This window comes from Neisseria subflava (assembly GCF_024205705.1).
Classification (GTDB): Bacteria; Pseudomonadota; Gammaproteobacteria; order Burkholderiales; family Neisseriaceae; genus Neisseria; species Neisseria subflava_D.
The window spans coordinates 1584885-1602806 of sequence record NZ_CP073115.1 but is presented as its reverse complement, the minus strand read 5'-3'; the positions used below and the strand labels follow the sequence as shown (position 1 = coordinate 1602806).

18 protein-coding genes and 1 tRNA gene are annotated in these 17922 nt (G+C 48.1%); 13 read left to right on the top strand and 6 right to left on the bottom strand.

The window, feature by feature from the left end:
* Window positions 1-3: 3 nt before the first annotated feature.
* On the bottom strand, window positions 4-945 hold the full coding sequence (cysD, locus tag KCG54_RS07770; protein WP_079453679.1) for a sulfate adenylyltransferase subunit CysD: 942 nt from the start codon (window positions 943-945) through the stop codon (window positions 4-6).
* 189 nt (window positions 946-1134) lie between these two features.
* Between cysD and trhA the strand changes: the two genes are divergently transcribed.
* On the top strand, window positions 1135-1761 hold the full coding sequence (gene trhA / locus KCG54_RS07765; RefSeq protein ID WP_049335514.1) for a PAQR family membrane homeostasis protein TrhA: 627 nt from the start codon (window positions 1135-1137) through the stop codon (window positions 1759-1761).
* Between the two features lie 58 nt (window positions 1762-1819).
* Here trhA and KCG54_RS07760 read toward each other — a convergent pair whose 3' ends face one another.
* Window positions 1820-3250, bottom strand: coding sequence for an alanine/glycine:cation symporter family protein (locus tag KCG54_RS07760; RefSeq protein WP_049335517.1), 1431 nt, complete (start codon window positions 3248-3250; stop codon window positions 1820-1822).
* A 364-nt stretch (window positions 3251-3614) separates the two neighbouring features.
* On the opposite strand from KCG54_RS07760, the gene KCG54_RS07755 reads away from it, so the two are divergent.
* A complete protein-coding gene (locus KCG54_RS07755; RefSeq protein ID WP_070826513.1) occupies window positions 3615-4343 on the top strand; it encodes a YebC/PmpR family DNA-binding transcriptional regulator in 729 nt (242 codons plus the stop codon).
* Between the two features lie 59 nt (window positions 4344-4402).
* On the opposite strand, the gene KCG54_RS07750 is transcribed toward KCG54_RS07755, so the two are convergent.
* From KCG54_RS07750 to tgt, 4 genes are all read right to left on the bottom strand, one after another.
* Window positions 4403-4894, bottom strand: coding sequence for a disulfide bond formation protein B (locus KCG54_RS07750; RefSeq protein WP_254323863.1), 492 nt, complete (start codon window positions 4892-4894; stop codon window positions 4403-4405).
* A gap of 205 nt (window positions 4895-5099) precedes the next feature.
* Window positions 5100-5498, bottom strand: coding sequence for a c-type cytochrome (locus KCG54_RS07745; protein WP_254323862.1), 399 nt, complete (start codon window positions 5496-5498; stop codon window positions 5100-5102).
* A gap of 120 nt (window positions 5499-5618) precedes the next feature.
* Complete coding sequence (hemH, locus tag KCG54_RS07740; RefSeq protein WP_254323861.1) at window positions 5619-6629, bottom strand: ferrochelatase; 1011 nt, start codon at window positions 6627-6629, stop codon at window positions 5619-5621.
* 84 nt (window positions 6630-6713) lie between these two features.
* On the bottom strand, window positions 6714-7829 hold the full coding sequence (gene tgt / locus KCG54_RS07735) for a tRNA guanosine(34) transglycosylase Tgt (protein WP_254323860.1): 1116 nt from the start codon (window positions 7827-7829) through the stop codon (window positions 6714-6716).
* A 237-nt stretch (window positions 7830-8066) separates the two neighbouring features.
* Here tgt and KCG54_RS07730 point away from each other — a divergent pair.
* The 11 genes from KCG54_RS07730 to accD all read left to right on the top strand — a co-directional run bounded on the left by KCG54_RS07730 (window position 8067) and on the right by accD (window position 17867).
* A tRNA-Val gene (locus tag KCG54_RS07730) sits at window positions 8067-8143 on the top strand.
* A gap of 52 nt (window positions 8144-8195) precedes the next feature.
* Window positions 8196-10109 (top strand): threonine--tRNA ligase, encoded by a 1914-nt coding sequence (gene thrS, locus KCG54_RS07725; RefSeq protein ID WP_070843132.1) that lies wholly within the window; start codon window positions 8196-8198, stop codon window positions 10107-10109.
* A 17-nt stretch (window positions 10110-10126) separates the two neighbouring features.
* Complete coding sequence (infC, locus tag KCG54_RS07720; RefSeq protein ID WP_079453677.1) at window positions 10127-10648, top strand: translation initiation factor IF-3; 522 nt, start codon at window positions 10127-10129, stop codon at window positions 10646-10648.
* Between the two features lie 142 nt (window positions 10649-10790).
* Window positions 10791-10988: a 50S ribosomal protein L35 gene (gene rpmI, locus KCG54_RS07715; protein ID WP_003675505.1), complete on the top strand. Its 198-nt coding sequence runs from the start codon at window positions 10791-10793 to the stop codon at window positions 10986-10988.
* 12 nt (window positions 10989-11000) lie between these two features.
* On the top strand, window positions 11001-11360 hold the full coding sequence (rplT, locus tag KCG54_RS07710) for a 50S ribosomal protein L20 (RefSeq protein ID WP_003675502.1): 360 nt from the start codon (window positions 11001-11003) through the stop codon (window positions 11358-11360).
* Window positions 11361-11608: 248 nt separating this feature from the next.
* A complete protein-coding gene (pheS, locus tag KCG54_RS07705; RefSeq protein ID WP_049331308.1) occupies window positions 11609-12598 on the top strand; it encodes a phenylalanine--tRNA ligase subunit alpha in 990 nt (329 codons plus the stop codon).
* Between the two features lie 103 nt (window positions 12599-12701).
* Window positions 12702-15065, top strand: coding sequence for a phenylalanine--tRNA ligase subunit beta (gene pheT / locus KCG54_RS07700; protein WP_254323859.1), 2364 nt, complete (start codon window positions 12702-12704; stop codon window positions 15063-15065).
* 114 nt (window positions 15066-15179) lie between these two features.
* The gene (locus KCG54_RS07695) at window positions 15180-15482 is read left to right on the top strand and encodes an integration host factor subunit alpha (protein ID WP_003680933.1); all 303 of its coding nucleotides are present in this window, start codon (window positions 15180-15182) and stop codon (window positions 15480-15482) included.
* Window positions 15466-15813 carry a hypothetical protein gene (locus tag KCG54_RS07690; RefSeq protein WP_254323858.1) on the top strand — a complete coding sequence of 116 codons (348 nt, stop codon included), beginning with the start codon at window positions 15466-15468 and terminating at the stop codon, window positions 15811-15813. Before KCG54_RS07695 ends, KCG54_RS07690 begins: the two co-directional genes overlap by 17 nt.
* Window positions 15814-16139: 326 nt before the next feature.
* Window positions 16140-16925 (top strand): tryptophan synthase subunit alpha, encoded by a 786-nt coding sequence (gene trpA / locus KCG54_RS07685; protein WP_254323857.1) that lies wholly within the window; start codon window positions 16140-16142, stop codon window positions 16923-16925.
* A 75-nt stretch (window positions 16926-17000) separates the two neighbouring features.
* A complete protein-coding gene (gene accD / locus KCG54_RS07680) occupies window positions 17001-17867 on the top strand; it encodes an acetyl-CoA carboxylase, carboxyltransferase subunit beta (protein ID WP_070461440.1) in 867 nt (288 codons plus the stop codon).
* Window positions 17868-17922: the final 55 nt, after the last annotated feature.

Genomic DNA, 17922 nt, shown 5'->3' with positions numbered 1-17922 from the left:
GGTTTAGAAATAGCCTTGTTTTTTGCGTTCTTCCATTGCCGCTTCCGATACGCGGTCGTCCATGCGCGTGGCGCTGCGTTCGGAAATGGTTGCGGCGGCGGTTTCAGCAATGATGTCTTCGGGCGTGGCGGAGGTACTGGCAACAGGGCAGGTGCAGGAAATATCGCCGACGGTGCGGAAACGGACATCACGGATTTGGGCAATTTCGCCTTCGCGTTTTGGGGTCAACGGGGTAACGGGAACGAGCAGGCCGTTGCGTTCGACAACTTCGCGCTTGTGGGTGTAATAAATCGGCGGCAGGGCGAGTTTTTCGCGTGCGATGTATTGCCAGATGTCCAATTCCGTCCAGTTGGAAATCGGGAATACGCGCATGTTTTCGCCTTGGAACAGGCGTGTGTTGTAGAGCGACCATAATTCAGGACGTTGGTTTTTAGGATCCCATTGGCCGAACTCGTCGCGGAAAGAGAAGATGCGTTCTTTGGCGCGCGCTTTTTCTTCATCGCGGCGAGCGCCGCCCATTAGCGCATCAAAGCCTTGTTCTTCAATGGTTTCAACCAGCGTAACGGCTTGGGCGGCGTTGCGAGAATCGGTTTCGCGGCGCAAGACGACACTGCCTTTGCGGATGGATTCTTCTACGCTACCGATCACAAGTTGTACGCCGGTACGCGCGACTGTGTCGTCGCGGAATTGGATGACTTCGGGGTAATTGTGGCCGGTATCGACGTGCAGGAGTTTGAACGGCAGCTTCAGCGGACGGCCTTCGATTTGGAAGGCTTTGACGGCAAGCGCCAGCAATACGACTGAGTCTTTGCCGCCGGAAAACAGCAAGGCCGGATTTTGGGCGTTGGCAATGACTTCGCGGATGATGTAGATAGACTCGGCTTCGAGCCAGTCGAGGTGGTGGTTTTGGATGGACATTTTTTCTCTCTTTGCAACCTTGGCGATAGTCGATACTTTAGTGAGGCCGTCTGAAAAAGGGAAAGAATGGTTTGTTTGTTGCAAAGATGTTTTTGTTATATTGCAAGGCCGTGTTTTTCAGACGGCCTTTGCGCTTTAACTTATTTTTAAACCGATTTCTCTGACGAAGCCTCTGTCTTCGCGTACACTTTGGTCTTTTAGAAATGAGAATGGTTTATGTATCACGGCGAGAGATTTAATGCGTACAGCCATTTGGCCGGTTTCTTATTGGCAGTGGCGGCGTTGGTGCTGATGCTGGTGAAAGCGGTGGAATCGGCGGACGGCTATCGGATTGCCGGTGCACTGACTTACGGAATCTGCCTGCTGCTTCTGTATTTGGGTTCAACCTTATATCACAGTATTCCGCAGCCTAAGGCCAAGGCGATTTTGCAAAAGGTTGATCATTGTATGATTTATCTTTTGATTGCAGGCAGTTATACGCCGTTTACGCTGATTACCCTTCACGGCGGCTGGGGCTGGTCGCTTTTCGGCGTGTCTTGGGGATTGGCTTTGCTAGGCATTGTTCAGGAACTGACAATTGGGCGCAAAAGCGAGAAGCGGCTGCTGTCGATGGTGATTTATGTGTTGATGGGCTGGCTGATTGTGGTGGCGGTATGGCCGCTGATACAGTCGCTTTCGGCTGGTGGATTATTTTGGCTGGTGTTGGGCGGCGTATTGTATAGCGCGGGGATTTATTGGTTTATCAACGATACGAAAATCCGCCACGGCCACGGTATCTGGCACTTGTTTGTCTTAGCAGGCAGTTTGACGCAATTTATCAGTATTTATTTTTATGTGTTGTAGTTTCAGACGGCCTGAAATAAAAAACCTCTCAGTTTGACTGAGAGGTTTTTGTTTGTCGTTAATCTGGGTTTTTGTCGTGGAATTCGTGGAATTCGTAGTTGTAGGTCAACTCTTTGCCGGCTTTGGTTTGCGCCAGATAATCGTCATAAACCGCACGGATTTCCTTACGCAGCAGGAAGAGGGCGATTAAGTTCGGCAAAACCATAAAGCCGTTGAACATATCGGACATACTCCAAACCAAATCCACTTTGCCCAATGTACCCAATACGATGGCCACCAAAACCAGTGCGCGGTAGATGCCCAAGTGTTTGCCGCGGAACAGGAAGCGGATATTGGATTCGCCGAAGTAGTACCAGCCGATGATGGTGGTGAAGGCGAAGAAGGTCAGGCAGACGGCGAGCAATTGTGAACCAAAACCCGGGAAGGCTTTGTTAAACGCCAGTTGGGTAACTGCTGCGCCGGTTTCGCCGGACAGGTTGGCATCGGTCAGCAGGATAATCAGCGCGGTTGCCGTGCAGACCATCAGCGTATCGATAAAAATACCGATAAACGCGGCCATACCTTGTTGCACAGGGTGTTTGACGTTGGCGGTCGCGTGAGCGTGCGGGGTCGAACCCATACCGGCCTCATTGGAAAACAGGCCGCGTGCCACGCCGAAGCGGACTGCCTCGCGCATACCGATACCGGCCGCACCGCCCAATACCGCTTCGGGATTGAAGGCGGCAACAAAGATACTGTGGAACATCGGGATAATGTGGTCGGAGAATTTGAACAAAATAATCACGGCACACAAGATGTAAATTACCGCCATAAACGGCACGACAAATTGCGCGATACCGGCAATGCGGTTGATACCGCCGATGATGATCAGGCCGGCGAATACCGCCAAAGCAATGCCGACAGCCATCGGAGGAATATCGAAAGCCAAATTCATGGCCGAGGCGATGGAATTGGATTGGGTTGCGTTGCCGATGAAACCCAGCGCGATAATCAAGGCGATGGAGAAAAAGCCGGACAGGAAACGCGCCGCGCCACGGCCGATTTTCGGGGTCAGGCCGTGCGTGATGTAAAACGCAGGGCCGCCGATGTATTTGCCGTGGCTGACCACGCGGTATTTTTGCGCCAAAACGGCTTCTGCAAAAATGGTAGACATGCCCAGAATGGCAGACAACCACATCCAAAAAATGGCCCCCGGGCCGCCGGCAGTAATCGCAGTGGCGACACCGGCAACGTTACCGGTACCGATTTGCGCAGAAATCGCTACGGCAAGCGCTTGAAATTGAGACAGGGATTTGCTTTCGTGGTCTTTGTCTTTTTTGCTGAACAAGCCGCCGAAAACGGCTTTAAAACCCGCCCCCAATTTGGTAATTTGCGGCGCGCCCAAGTACAGGGTAAAAAACAGGCCAATACCGATTAAGGCATAAATCAGCAGGTAGTCCCAAAGAACCAGATTGACTGCACCCACCAGAGCAGACAATATTTCTTCCATAATAAAACCTTTAATAAAAACAATAAAAATAAAATGATACGGGTAACTACTCCCACTCATTTTTCGCGTTTGGCAATATCGGCGAGCAGGCCGTTTTGCCATTCGATACCGGTTAAGTTGTTAACAATTTTGACCGATTTTGTCATCATACCGTAAACCTTCGTGAATTAAAACGAAAAACTGACAAAGGGTTGCCGAAAATGTGCTTCTTTATTTAAAAAAGGTTTTTTGTTTTCAGACGGCCTGTTTTTGCAGATGTTTGGGCCGTCTGAATATTTTGGGTAAAGGCAACTTATGATAAAATGCACGCCTTACAAATGAAGCAAATTCCGCCTCAACGCGTGAAAAAACGAAAGGAATCAACATGGCAGGCCATAGTAAGTGGGCAAATATCCAACACAAAAAAGCCCGACAAGATGCCAAACGCGGCAAAATCTTCACCCGTCTGATTAAAGAAATTACCGTTGCTGCCCGTATGGGCGGCGGCGACCCCGGCGCGAACCCGCGCCTGCGCCTGGCTTTGGAAAAAGCCGCTGAAAACAATATGCCTAAAGACAACGTGCAACGTGCCATCGATAAAGGTACGGGCAATCTGGAAGGCGTGGAATACATCGAGTTGCGTTATGAAGGCTACGGCATCGGCGGCGCGGCTTTGATGGTGGACTGCCTGACCGACAACAAAACCCGTACCGTTGCCGATGTGCGCCATGCGTTCACTAAAAACGGCGGTAACTTGGGTACCGACGGTTGCGTAGCGTTCAACTTCGTTCATCAAGGCTATTTGGTGTTTGAACCGGGCGTTGACGAAGATGCGCTGATGGAAGCGGCTTTGGAAGCCGGTGCGGAAGACGTCATCACTAACGACGACGGTTCCATCGAAGTGGTTACCGCGCCAAACGACTGGGCCGGTGTAAAATCGGCTTTGGAGGCGGCAGGTTATAAATCTGTTGACGGCGACGTTACCATGCGCGCCCAAAACGAAACTGAGTTGAGCGGCGAAGATGCGGTTAAGATGCAAAAACTGATTGACGCATTGGAAGATTTGGACGACGTACAAGATGTTTACACTTCTGCCGTGTTGAATTTGGAATAATAGTTTAAAGAACAAAAGGCCGTCTGAAATTTCAGACGGCCTTTTTATATCGAAACCAATCAGATTTTTCTGGTTTTCAACCAAGCCCAAAACAGCAGCAATACCACGAAGCTGAAATACAAAATACTCCACACCGGCAGGGCAACGCCGAATAGATAGTCCGGCTCGGCGCAGTTGCCAAAGCCGCGGACGATGGGTTCAAACCAATCGAACAAAGGCCAGTCGCGCAGGCGGAAGGTCCAAGGTGCGCCGCAAGAAGGGGCGGTGCCGGGCGGCAGGCTTTGCAGCCAAATTTGATAGGCGGCGATACCGGCGCCGTAAACGGCCGGGGCGGCAATCAATAATGCCGAGAGCGAGCGGGCAAATTTGGAAGATTGAGAACTGAATGCCGTAACAATGGCCAACAGTCCGACACCCAATACGCACAAGCGTTGCAGGATGCACAATACGCACGGATTCATGCCCAAAACGTATTGGGAAATAAAGGAGCCGCAGGCGGCAAATATGGAGAGGACGACTAGAAATAAAACAGTCTTGCGGAAAAAGTTCATAACAGAAAACCTTTCAGACGGCCTGGACGCAAAACAGCCGTTAAATAATGTTTACTTTAACACAAAACGCATATGCTTTTTTTGGTTTGACGGTTTTTTGCGTATGTTTGTTGATGTTGCGTAACCATAAATATAGAAACGAAAATGTGTTCCGTATCGAAAAGGCCGTCTGAAATGTTCAGACGGCCTTTAGGGGAGAGACGTTTTATTTTTTCCCGTGAGATTTTTTGACATCTGCTTCAGTAATCGTACCGCCGCCATTATTGAAGGCGTTCATGATGTAAGTGGCAACGGCGGCAACATCGGCATCATTGATGGCGGTAGAAGGCATGAAGCCGTTGTAGGATTTGCCGTTTACTTTAATCGGGCCGTTGATGCCTTTGGTCATGCTTTGCAACAGCACTTGCGGTTTTTTATTGATATAGTCGGACTGGAATAAAGGCGGGAACATGGCACCTCGGCCTTCGCCTTTTTTACCGTGGCAGGCGGCGCAGTTGGTTTCGTAAATTTTTTGTCCTTTGTTCATCAGCGCGGCATCAGCGGCAAAAGCGGTTGGAATGCTGAGTGCGGTCAGAAGGAGCAGGATAGGGCGGAGTGCAGTCATGATGTGTTCCTTTTTGAGTAGTGTTTTTGATGGCCACACGCTTGGTTTGCGTTTTAATAGCTTGATGATAACGCTAAAGGCCGTCTGAAAGTGAATTTTTCAGACGGCCTTTGGTTTAGGTCAAATCCAGCCTTGCAGATTGGCCCGACTTAATTGTGCAAGTGCGGCAATCCAGTCGGCGGAATCGTTGAGGCAGGGGATGTAACGGTATTCTTTACCGCCGGCAGCGTGGAATTGTTCGCGTCCCATAATGGCGATTTCTTCCATGGTTTCGAGGCAGTCGGCCAGGAAGCCGGGACAGAATACGTCGAGTTTGGTCGTGCCTTGTTTCGGCAGCTGATCAAACAGGGCTTGCGTGCTGGGCTTGATCCATTGGGATTTACCAAACTGGCTTTGGAAAGAAACGATGTATTCTTGTTCGGACAAGCCCAATGCCTGCGCCAACAGCTTGGCAGTATGGTGGCACTCGTCAGGATAAGGGTCGCCGTCGTCGTGATGCTTTTGCGGAATGCCGTGGAAACTCAACATCAGTTTTTCGCTGCGTCCGTTTTGAGCCCAATAGGCTTCAATATGCTGCTTCATGGCTTGAATATAGGCGGCATCGTCGTAATAACGGGAGACGGTGCGGACGCTCATTTGGTTGCGTTGCAGCAATAACTCTTGAAACACTTTGTCCAAAGCCGCGCCGGTAGAAGAGCCGGCATATTGCGGATAGAGAGGAATGACCAGCAATTTGCCCACGCCTTGGGCTTTGAGTTCCGCCAAAACATCAGCAACGCTTGGATTGCCGTAAGTCATGGCATGACGGACGATGACATCGGGCAAATGTTTGGCCAGGGCTTCTGCTTGGCGGTGTGTGTAAACCTCAAGCGGCGAACCTTCTTTAAACCAAATTTTTTCATAGGCATGCGCGCTTTTTTTCGGGCGAAAAGTCAATACTAAGCCACGCAATATCGGTTGCCATAAGAGCTTAGGCAGTTCGACAACGCGTTGATCGGACAGAAATTCTTTCAAGTAAGGTTTGACTGCGGCAGCAGTGGGCGCGTCAGGCGTGCCGAGGTTGAGCAGCAGGACGGCGGTACGGTTTTGTGCGGTGTAGGCTAAGGGTGGTTCGGTATGGAAACGGGACATGATCGTGCTTTATTAATTAAGAATATTGAGGCCGTCTGAAAAGCAGTTTGAATTAAATCTGATTTCAGACGGCCTTTAAAAGGATTAATCCACACCGCGGGCACGGTTTTCATGGAATTGTGCCTGCCAATCGGCAAATTTGCCTTGTTCGATGGCTTCGCGCATTTCTGCCATGATGACTTGGTAGAAGTGCAGATTGTGGATGGTGTTGAGCTGTGCGCCCAAGATTTCGCCGACACGGTGCAGATGGTGCAGGTAGGAGCGGCTGAAATTCTGACAGGCGTAGCAGGTGCAGCTTTCATCAATCGGACGCTTGTCGAGTTTGTGTTTGGCGTTTTTGATTTTCAAATCGCCAAAACGGGTAAACAGCCAGCCGTTACGCGCATTGCGGGTAGGCATGACGCAGTCGAACATATCCACGCCGTGAGCCACGCCGTACACCAAGTCTTCAGGCGTGCCGACACCCATCAAATAATGAGGTTTTTGTTCCGGCAGGATAGGGCCGACAGCGCGCAACATGCGGTACATTTCGGGCTTGGGTTCGCCAACGGACAAGCCGCCGATGGCCAAGCCGGGGAAGTCGAGCTCTTCCAAGCCTTTCAGCGATTCTTCGCGCAAATCTTCATACATCGCGCCTTGTACGATGCCAAACAGCGCATTCGGGTTTTTCAGGTCTTCAAAAGCCTTTTTGCTTCGTTCCGCCCAGCGCAGGCTCATTTGCAGCGATTTTTGCGCTTGGCTGTGCGTTGCCTCGCCCGGGGTGCATTCGTCCAGCTGCATCACGATGTCGGAATTCAATACGGTTTGGATTTTCATCGACACTTCGGGCGAGAGGAACAGTTTGTCGCCGTTGATCGGGCTTTGGAATGTACAGCCTTCTTCGGTTAGCTTGCGCATATCGGACAATGAAAATACTTGGAAACCGCCCGAGTCGGTCAAAATCGGCTTGTTCCAACCGATAAATTCGTGCAGGCCGCCGAATTGTTCGATGACTTCCAAACCCGGGCGCAGCCACAGATGGTAAGTGTTGCCTAAGATGATTTGTGCTTTGATGTCATGCAGGTTTTGCGGGTTCATCGCTTTGACCGAACCGTAAGTGCCGACCGGCATAAATACAGGCGTTTCGATTTTGCCGTGGTTCAGTTCCAAAGTGCCGCGTCGGGCATGACCGTCTTTTTTGTGTAAGGTAAATTTGAGCATAGTAATAATAGATTGGACGTTCGCGTGTGTGCGAAATGAAAGGGCAGATTATAAAGGATTTTTCGTTGGTTGACGGCTGGATTTTATCTTTGTCAAAACAATGCTTCAGACGGCCTGAATGACGGAGGAAATAAAAAATGAGGTATAAATCAAACAAAAATATTCAGGCCGTCTGAAAAGTATTTACAGATGCTTGCAAAAGGGAACACGCTTCGTTACAATAAGCAACTTAGATGAAGGCACATAGCTCAGTTGGTTAGAGCACCACCTTGACATGGTGGGGGTCGTTGGTTCGAGTCCAATTGTGCCTACCAAATTTCCATAACGGCTTTATGCCGTTATTTTTTAATGTTTTGGAGCTTTCTGATGTTGAACATTACCTTGCCGGACGGTTCGGTCCGCCAATATGAATCACCCGTTACCGTGGCGCAAATCGCAGCGTCTATCGGTGCAGGTCTGGCAAAGGCAACGGTAGCGGGCAAGGTTAACGGTAAATTGGTGGATGCTTGCGATCCGATTACCGAAGATGCTCATGTTCAAATCATTACGCCAAAAGACAAAGAAGGCGTGGAAATTATCCGCCACTCCTGCGCGCACTTGGTCGGTCATGCGGTCAAGCAACTCTACCCAGATGCCAAAATGGTTATCGGCCCAGTGATTGAAGACGGGTTCTATTACGATATCGCAACTGAAAAACCATTTACGCCTGATGATGTAGCCGCCATCGAAGCGCGCATGAAAGAGTTGATTGCACAAGACTATGACGTCATTAAAGTGATGACGCCTCGTGCAGAAACCGTCAAAATTTTCCAAGATCGCGGCGAAGAGTACAAATTGCGTCTGATTGAAGACATGCCTGAAGTGGAAGCGATGGGTATGTATCATCATCAAGAATACGTCGATATGTGCCGCGGTCCTCACGTTCCCAATACCCGTTTCTTGAAAAACTTCAAGTTGACCAAGCTGGCAGGCGCATACTGGCGCGGCGACAGCAACAATGAAATGTTGCAACGTATTTACGGTACAGCCTGGGCAAGTAAAGACGAATTAAAAGCCTATATCCAACGCATCGAGGAAGCGGAAAAACGCGACCACCGTAAGCTGGGTAAACAATTAGATTTGTTCCACCTGCAAGATGAAGCGCCGGGTATGGTGTTCTGGCATCCTAAAGGCTGGGCCTTGTGGCAAGTGATTGAGCAGCATATGCGCAAAGAGCTGAATGCTGCCGGTTATAAAGAGGTTAAAACGCCTCAGATTATGGATAAGACCTTCTGGGAAAAATCCGGCCACTGGGAAAACTATAAAGACAATATGTTCGTGACTAGTTCAGAAAAACGCGAATACGCAGTTAAACCGATGAACTGTCCGGGTCATGTGCAAATTTTTAATAACGGCTTGCGCTCATATCGCGATTTACCGATGCGTTTGGCCGAGTTCGGTTCTTGCCACCGCAATGAACCAAGCGGTGCATTGCATGGTCTGATGCGTGTTCGCGGTTTTGTGCAAGATGATGCGCATATCTTCTGTACCGAAGATCAAATCGTTGATGAAGCACGTGCATTCAATGAATTGCTGGTTCGCATTTACAAACAATTCGGCTTCCATGATGTTGCTGTGAAGCTGTCCCTCCGCCCTGAACAACGTGCAGGTTCTGACGAAGTCTGGGATAAAGCCGAACAAGGCCTGCGTGATGCATTGACCGCTTGCGGCGTAGAGTGGGAAGAATTGCCTGGCGAAGGTGCATTCTATGGTCCTAAGATTGAGTACCATGTTAAAGATGCCTTGGGTCGTTCTTGGCAGTGCGGTACTCTGCAGTTAGACTTTGTATTGCCAGAGCGTTTGAATGCCGAATATGTAACTGAAAATAACGACCGCGCACGTCCTGTAATGTTGCACCGTGCTATTTTGGGTTCATTGGAGCGCTTCATCGGTATTCTGATCGAAAACCATGCAGGCTCATTCCCATTGTGGCTTGCGCCGGTTCAAATGGTGATTATGAATATCACCGAGAACCAAGCAGATTATTGTCGTGAAGTGGCTGCCAAATTGCAGGCGGCAGGCTTCCGTGTCGAATTGGATTTGCGTAACGAAAAAATCGGTTACAAAATCCGTGACAACAGCCAATACCGTTTCCCTTATCAAATCGTTGTCGGCGATAAAGAGAAACAAGAAAACAAAGTTGCGGTACGCCGCAAAGCAGAAGACTTGGGTTCTTTGAATGTAGATGATTTCATTGCACAATTGCAGCAAGAAATTACTGACGCCCTCGTCAATCATTAATTTTTATAGGAGTATTCATCATCGCTCAAGAACGCGAAGCACGAATCAATGGTGAAATTACCGCCAAAGAAGTGCGATTAATCAGTGAGTCAGGCGATCAGCTTGGTGTCGTTTCAGTTCGTGAAGCTCTGGCTATGGCCGAAGAGCAAGATGTCGATTTGGTAGAAATTTCCCCGACTGCCAAACCGCCCGTATGCAAACTGATGGATTACGGTAAATACAAATACCAACAAGCCAAAAAGCGCGACGAAGCTAAGAAAAACCAAAAGCAGGTACAAATCAAGGAAATTAAATTCCGTCCGGGTACTGATGAAGGCGACTATCAAATCAAGATGCGCAACATCAACCGTTTCCTTGCCGATGGTGACAAAGTCAAAGTGACATTGCGTTTCCGCGGTCGTGAGATGGCCCACCAACAATTGGGCGCCCAACTGCTTGAACGCGTAAAAGAAGAGTTGGCTGAAGTGGCACAAATCGAGTCCTTCCCTAAAATGGAAGGCCGCCAAATGGTGATGATGATTGCGCCTAAGAAAAAATAAAGCTATAATGCAAGGCTTATTTCGATTGCCGCTCGGAATAAGGTTTAATTAGCGGCAAAAACCGTGGTATTTTGGGTTCCAAGTGTTTGAAATTTATTTCAAAACCCCTTATACCTTATCTAATAACGAATGGAGTTTTCCAATGCCTAAAATGAAAACCAAGTCTAGCGCGAAAAAACGCTTTAAAGTACTGGGTAACGGTGGTGTAAAACGCGGTCATGCGTTCAAAAGTCACATCCTGACCAAAAAAACCACTAAAACTAAACGTCAATTACGCGGCACCGCTATGGTGGATTCACGCGATTTGGCTTCTGTTGCTAAAATGTTGCCCTACGCTTAAGGAGTTTAGAATATGCCACGCGTAAAACGCGGTGTTACCGCTCGTGCTCGTCACCAAAAAGTCTTCGCGTTAGCCAAAGGCTACCGCGGTCGTCGTAAAAACGTTTACCGTGTTGCCAAACAAGCGGTAATGAAAGCCGGTCAATACGCATACCGTGACCGTCGCCAACGCAAACGTCAATTCCGTCAACTGTGGATCGTTCGTATCAACGCAGGTGCCCGTGAAAATGGTCTGTCTTACAGCAAATTCATGAACGGCCTGAAACGCGCTGCTATCGAAATCGACCGCAAAGTATTGGCTGATTTGGCTGTATTCGACAAAGCTGCATTTGCACAATTGGTTGAAAAAGCTAAAGCTGCTTTGGCTGCTTAATTCGATAAGATTATTTAAAAAGGAAGCTTATGCTTCCTTTTTTCTTTTCTTAAAGAAATCCTATGTAGTTGATTTTCTTTCTTTAAACTCTATTTTTTTATACTAATTTGCGATAAAATAGGCCCCTCTTATCAAACGGATTGGCCGCTGTAAGACAAAAGGCCGTCTGAACGGGTTTGTAATTAAATCCAACAGACGGCTTTGTTGTTTCAGACGGCCTGCAATCAACAAACAGACGATAAACCACTATGGAAAATGTAAACCGTATCGTTGCAGAAGGTATTGCCGCTATTGAAGCCGCGCAAGACTTCAATGCCTTAGAACAAATTAAAGCACGCTATCTTGGTAAAACCGGCGAATTGACCGGGCTTTTGAAAACTTTGGGTCAAATGTCTCCTGAAGAGCGTAAAACCATAGGTGCGCACATCAACGAATGCAAAAATCAGTTTCAGACGGCCTTTAATGCCAAACGCGATGCCCTGAATGAAGCCAAGCTGCAAGCACAATTGGCTGCAGAAGCCTTGGATATTACTTTGCCGGGCCGTGCACAAGAGCATGGTGGTTTGCATCCAGTTACTTTGACTTTGCAACGTGTGGTCGAGCTGTTCCACGGTATGGGTTTTGAAGTAGCGGACGGCCCTGAAATCGAAGACGATTTCCACAATTTCCAAGCCTTGAATATTCCCGCAAATCACCCTGCGCGTGCAATGCAAGATACCTTCTATGTTGAAAACGGCGACGTTTTGCGTACACACACTTCGCCTATTCAAATCCGCTATATGCTCGACAAAAAAGAGCCACCTATCCGCATTATTGCTCCCGGCCGCGTTTACCGCGTGGACAGTGATGCCACTCACTCGCCTATGTTCCATCAGGCCGAAGGTTTGTGGGTAGAAGAGGGTGTGACTTTTGCCGACTTGAAAGCAGTGTTCACTGACTTTATCCGTCGCTTCTTTGAACGCGATGACCTGCAAGTACGTTTCCGTCCGTCTTTCTTCCCGTTCACCGAGCCTTCTGCCGAAATCGACATCATGGGCGAAAACGGCAAATGGTTGGAAGTCGGCGGTTGCGGTATGGTACATCCTAACGTGTTGAAAAACGTCGATATCGACCCTGAAAAATATACCGGTTTCGCTTTCGGTATCGGTCTCGACCGCTTTGCCATGTTGCGCTACAACGTCAATGACTTGCGTTTATTCTTCGATAACGATTTGAACTTTTTGAAGCAGTTTAAATAAATTTCAGATGGTCTTTTGATAGTCCGTCTGAAAAGTGAATAGATATTACTGATTTCGTCTGATAAAAATTTGTTTCAGACGGCCTGATAGTAGAGAAAATAATATGCAATTTCCTTATTCATGGCTGAGAACCCAAGCCAATCCTGATCTTTCTGCCGATAAACTGGAACATCTTTTGACCATGGCCGGTTTGGAAGTGGAAGAAATCGATACTGCTGCCCCTGCTTTCAGTGGCGTGGTTGTTGCCGAAGTAAAATCCGTTGAAAAACACCCTGATGCAGACCGTTTGAACGTTACCCAAGTTGATGCCGGTACGGGCGAGTTGGTTCAGATTGTTTGTGGTGCGCCGAATGTCAAGCCGGGCATTAAAGTGCCGTGTTCGTTGCCAGGTGCCGTTTTGCCGGGCAATTTCAAAATTAAGCCGACTAAAATGCGTGGTGTGCCATCAAACGGTATGCTGTGTTCGACCAATGAACTGGGTTTGCCTGATGACGGTGTAGACGGCCTGTACATTCTGCCTGAAGATGCGCCTGTCGGTACCAATATCCGTGAATACTTGGATTTGGACGATACGCTGTTTACATTGAAAATTACGCCTAACCGCGCTGATTGTTTGAGCGTTAAGGGTATTGCGCGTGAGGTTTCTGCATTGACTCAATGTGCGTTTACGCCTGTTGAAATTCAGACGGCCTCTATCGGCAGCGAGAAAAAACAGGCTGTCCGTATTGATGCACCGGCTGACTGCGGCCGTTTTATCAGCCGCGTTATTGAAAATGTCAATGCGAAAGCGCCTACTCCTGATTGGATGAAACAACGTTTGGAACGCAGCGGTATCCGCAGCATTTCCGCATTGGTGGACATTGGTAACTATGTCATGCTGGAAATCGGTCAGCCTATGCATGTTTTCGATGCTGATAAGCTGTCGGGCAGTTTGATTGTCCGCCGTGCTCAAAATGGCGAGACGTTGGCGTGCCTGAACGAGAAGACCGTTACTTTGGCTGACAATACATTGGTGGTCGCTGATGAAAAAGGTGTGTTGAGTTTGGCCGGTCTGATGGGCGGAGAGGCAAGTGCGGTTTCTGATGAGACGCAAAATATTGTATTGGAAGCTGCTTGGTTTGCTCCTGAGATTATTGCCGGTAAATCCCGTCAATACGGTTTTGGTTCGGATTCTTCTTTCCGCTTTGAACGTGGTGTGGATTACCGCTTGCAAGCTGATGCCATTGAGCGTGCTACCGAATTGGTGTTGCAGATTTGCGGTGGTGCAGCCGGTGAAATGGTTGAGGCACAAGGCAAATTGCCTGAAGCAAAACAGGTCGAATTGCGTTTGGGCCGTCTGAAAACGGTATTGGGCGTTGAAATTCCTGCTGAGCAAGTCGAAATTATCTTGCAACACTTGGGTTTGCAGCCTGAGAAAACCGCAGAAGGCTTCCGTGTCACTTCTCCTAGCTTCCGTTTCGACATCGAAATCGAAGCCGATTTGATTGAAGAAATCGGCCGTGTTTACGGTTATGAAAATATCCCTGACGACTATACGTCAGGCCGTCTGAAAATGTTGGCTCTGCCTGAAACTAAACGCCCGCGTTTTGCGGTTTATAACGAAATGGCGGCACGCGGTTACCGTGAAGTGGTCAGCTATGCGTTTGTGGATGAGCAATGGGAGCAAGATTTTGCTGCCAATACCAATCCTATCCGCCTGCAAAATCCGTTGGCGGCACAGTATGCTGTCATGCGTTCTACACTTATCGGCGGTTTGGTGGAAGTTTTGCAAAACAATTTGAACCGTAAGCAAAACCGTGTACGCGTATTTGAAATTGCCCGCGTGTTCCGCAAAGATTCAGCTGATCAATTTGTTCAAAACGAACGTATCGGCGGTTTGTGGTATGGCTCCGTACTGCCTGAGCAATGGGGCGAGAAAACACGCAACGTGGATTTCTACGATATGAAAGCCGATGTTGAGAGCCTTTTGAAAAACAAAGAAGTATCCTTTGTGAAGACTGAACATCCGGCCTTGCATCCTGGACGTGCCGCCAATATTGTTTCAGACGGCAAAGTAGTTGGTTTCGTCGGCGAGTTGCATCCGAAATGGCTGCAAAAATATGATTTGCCACAAGCGCCGCTGGTGTTTGAAATCGATATGGATGCGGTATTGGGCCGTGAGAAAACCCGTTATCAGTCCGTATCCAAATTCCAACCTGCACGCCGAGATTTGGCATTTGTAATGCCTGAGGCTGTAACGCATGATGATTTGTTAAATGCCCTGAAAGCGGCGGCGAACAAGCTGGTTCAAGAAATCAGTGTATTTGACGTTTACCGCGGTATAGGCGTGCCTGAAGGCATGAAGAGCGTTGCCGTCAAAATTATTTTGCAGGATATGGAAAGCACGCTGACAGATGAAGTCATCGAGCCTTTGGTTGCGAAAATGATTAAAGCCGCGGCCGAAAAAGATGCGCAACTTCGTGCTTAAAACAAGATAAAAGTTGTCGCCAAAAATTGCCAATCATATTTGATTTTTTGGTGAGGACTTGATTTTTAAAAGAATTTTGGTAATAATTGCACCAGTTTGAATGAAGGTAAACACATGACACTAACTAAAGCAGAATTGGCTGATATTTTGGTCGACAAAGTCAGCAACGTCACCAAAAATGATGCCAAAGAAATCGTCGAACTCTTTTTTGAAGAAATCCGCAGCACTTTGGCGCGTGGCGAAGAAATTAAGATTTCCGGTTTCGGCAATTTCCAATTGCGCGACAAACCTCAACGCCCGGGTCGTAACCCTAAAACCGGCGAAGAAGTGCCGATTACCGCACGCCGTGTGGTAACTTTCCATGCCAGCCAAAAACTTAAAGGCATGGTGGAGCATTACTATGACAAACAACAATAACCCGGTTATTCCTGCCAAGCGTTATTTTACGTTGGATGAGATGTGCCAATTGGTGCAAATCAGTCCGGCCCAGTTTGCCCAATGGCAACATGAAAATAATGTTGTGATTGGATACGGTGGCGAACGATATACGCGCTCAGATGTTGTTAAGTTGTTGAAACTGAAAGATACGTTTGAACCGTATATCGATACGTTCAGCCGTGGCGCTTTGGATGCAAACGGCAACCCTGCCGCTAATGCGGAAGAAGTCCGTCATGGTCTGGTGCAGATTTTGTCTGATTTGGAGCGTCATCTGGGTTCTGAACAACAAAACCACCATGTCGAGCCGTAATCGATAAGGAAATTGTGATCAAAAGTGCGAAGGCATACAAAGATTTGCATGATTGATTATTGTAAAGGCTGTTTGAATTGTTTTCAGACGGCCTTTATTGTTTTATATTGCTTTCAAAATATCAGAATCTTGATTGCAAATGATTCTATGAAATAGCCGTAAATGTTATACTTAGCCTCTTGTTTGCCGATTGGGAAGAAGCAGTCATTAGATAATGCGGATAGATGCCGCCTTTTCATGGCAGACTGAGGTTTTTAAAACAAATGTAACGGCAGAATAAATAGGCTGCCGGACAACATTCAAATCGATGAAATGGATAGCAGAAAATGAGCAGAATCCAACAAACTTTCTCAGCGCTCAATGGCGCAAAAGCACTGATTCCTTATATTACAGTGGGTGATCCCAACCTTGAGACAACCTTGGCATTGATGCATCGCCTGGTGGCTAATGGTGCTGATATTTTGGAACTGGGTGTGCCGTTTTCTGACCCGATGGCGGATGGCCCGACTATTCAACGTGCGGCTGAAAGGGCGTTGGCAAATCATGTTTCTTTGCACGACGTATTGGAAACAGTACGTTTGTTCCGCCAAACCAATGATAAAACGCCGATTGTGTTAATGGGTTATTTGAACCCAGTACATAAAATGGGTTATCAAGCGTTTGCACAAGCGGCTGCCGAAGCGGGCGTGGATGGCGTATTGACTGTGGATTCTCCGGTAGAAACCATTACCCCGCTGCATGACTCGTTGAAAGCGCAAGGTATTGATTGTATTTTCCTTATTGCGCCAACAACAACTGAGGAGCGTATTCAAACGATTGCCAAAGTAGCCGGCGGTTTTGTGTATTATGTATCGCTCAAAGGTGTAACCGGTGCTGCAAGTTTGGATACTGAAGAAGTTTCGCGTAAAATAGAGCTTTTGCGCAAATACATCGATATTCCGATTGGTGTCGGCTTCGGCATCAATAATGCGGAGAGTGCGCGTAAAATTGGTGCGGTAGCGGATGCCATTATTGTCGGCAGCCGTATCGTCAAAGAGATTGAAAGCCACGCAGGTAGCGAGGCCGAAGCAGTAGGCGCGTTGGTTAAAGAGTTGAAAGACGCGATTCGCTAATATTTTTTATTCCATTATTTCAGACGGCCTCATGTTCAACAGGCCGTCTGAATTCTGAATTCCAAGGAGTCATTCATGAGCTGGCTAGATAAAATTCTTCCTCCGAAAATTAAAAACCGAAGCAGTTCGTCCAGCGTCCCTGAAGGTCTGTGGCACAAATGTCCATCTTGTTCAGCAACGGTTTACTCAACCGAGTTGAAACAAAACAGCGAAGTCTGCCCAAAATGTAATCATCACAATCCGCTTTCTGCGCGCGAACGTTTGGACCTACTTTTGGATGAAGAAGGCCGTGAAGAGATTGCAGCCAATATTAAACCGACAGACCCGCTGAAATTCAAAGACAGCAAAAAATATCCTGACCGCCTCGCGGCTGCGCGTAAAGCAACCGGCGAAGATGATGCTTTGGTTGTTATGAAAGGCACTATGAACGGCCTGCCTGTCGTGGTGGCTGCTTTTGAATTCCGCTTTATCGGCGGCTCCATGGGTTCGGTAGTGGGTGAGCGTTTCGTGCAGGGTGTACGCCGTGCTGTTGCAGATAATTGTTCGTTTATTTGCGTGGCGGCTTCCGGTGGTGCGCGTATGCAGGAGGGTTTGAACTCTTTGATGCAGATGACGAAAACCAGCGCGGCTTTGCATTTGCTGACTGAAAAACGTCTGCCGTTTATTTCCGTATTGACCGACCCGACCATGGGCGGCGTATCTGCCAGCTTTGCCTTCTTGGGCGATGTGGTTTTGGCAGAACCGAATGCTCTGATTGGTTTTGCAGGTCCGCGCGTTATTGAGCAGACTGTACGCGAAACTCTGCCGGAAGGTTTCCAACGTGCAGAATTCTTGTTGGAGAAGGGCGCAATCGACCAAATCGTCGATCGCCGTTCTATGAAAAAACGTATCAGCGATTTGATTACTTTGTTGCGTCATGAAGGTAAAGTAACCGCTGCTTGATTAGCACAATAAGAAAGGCCGTCTGAAAATAATATTTCAGACGGCCTTTTGATTA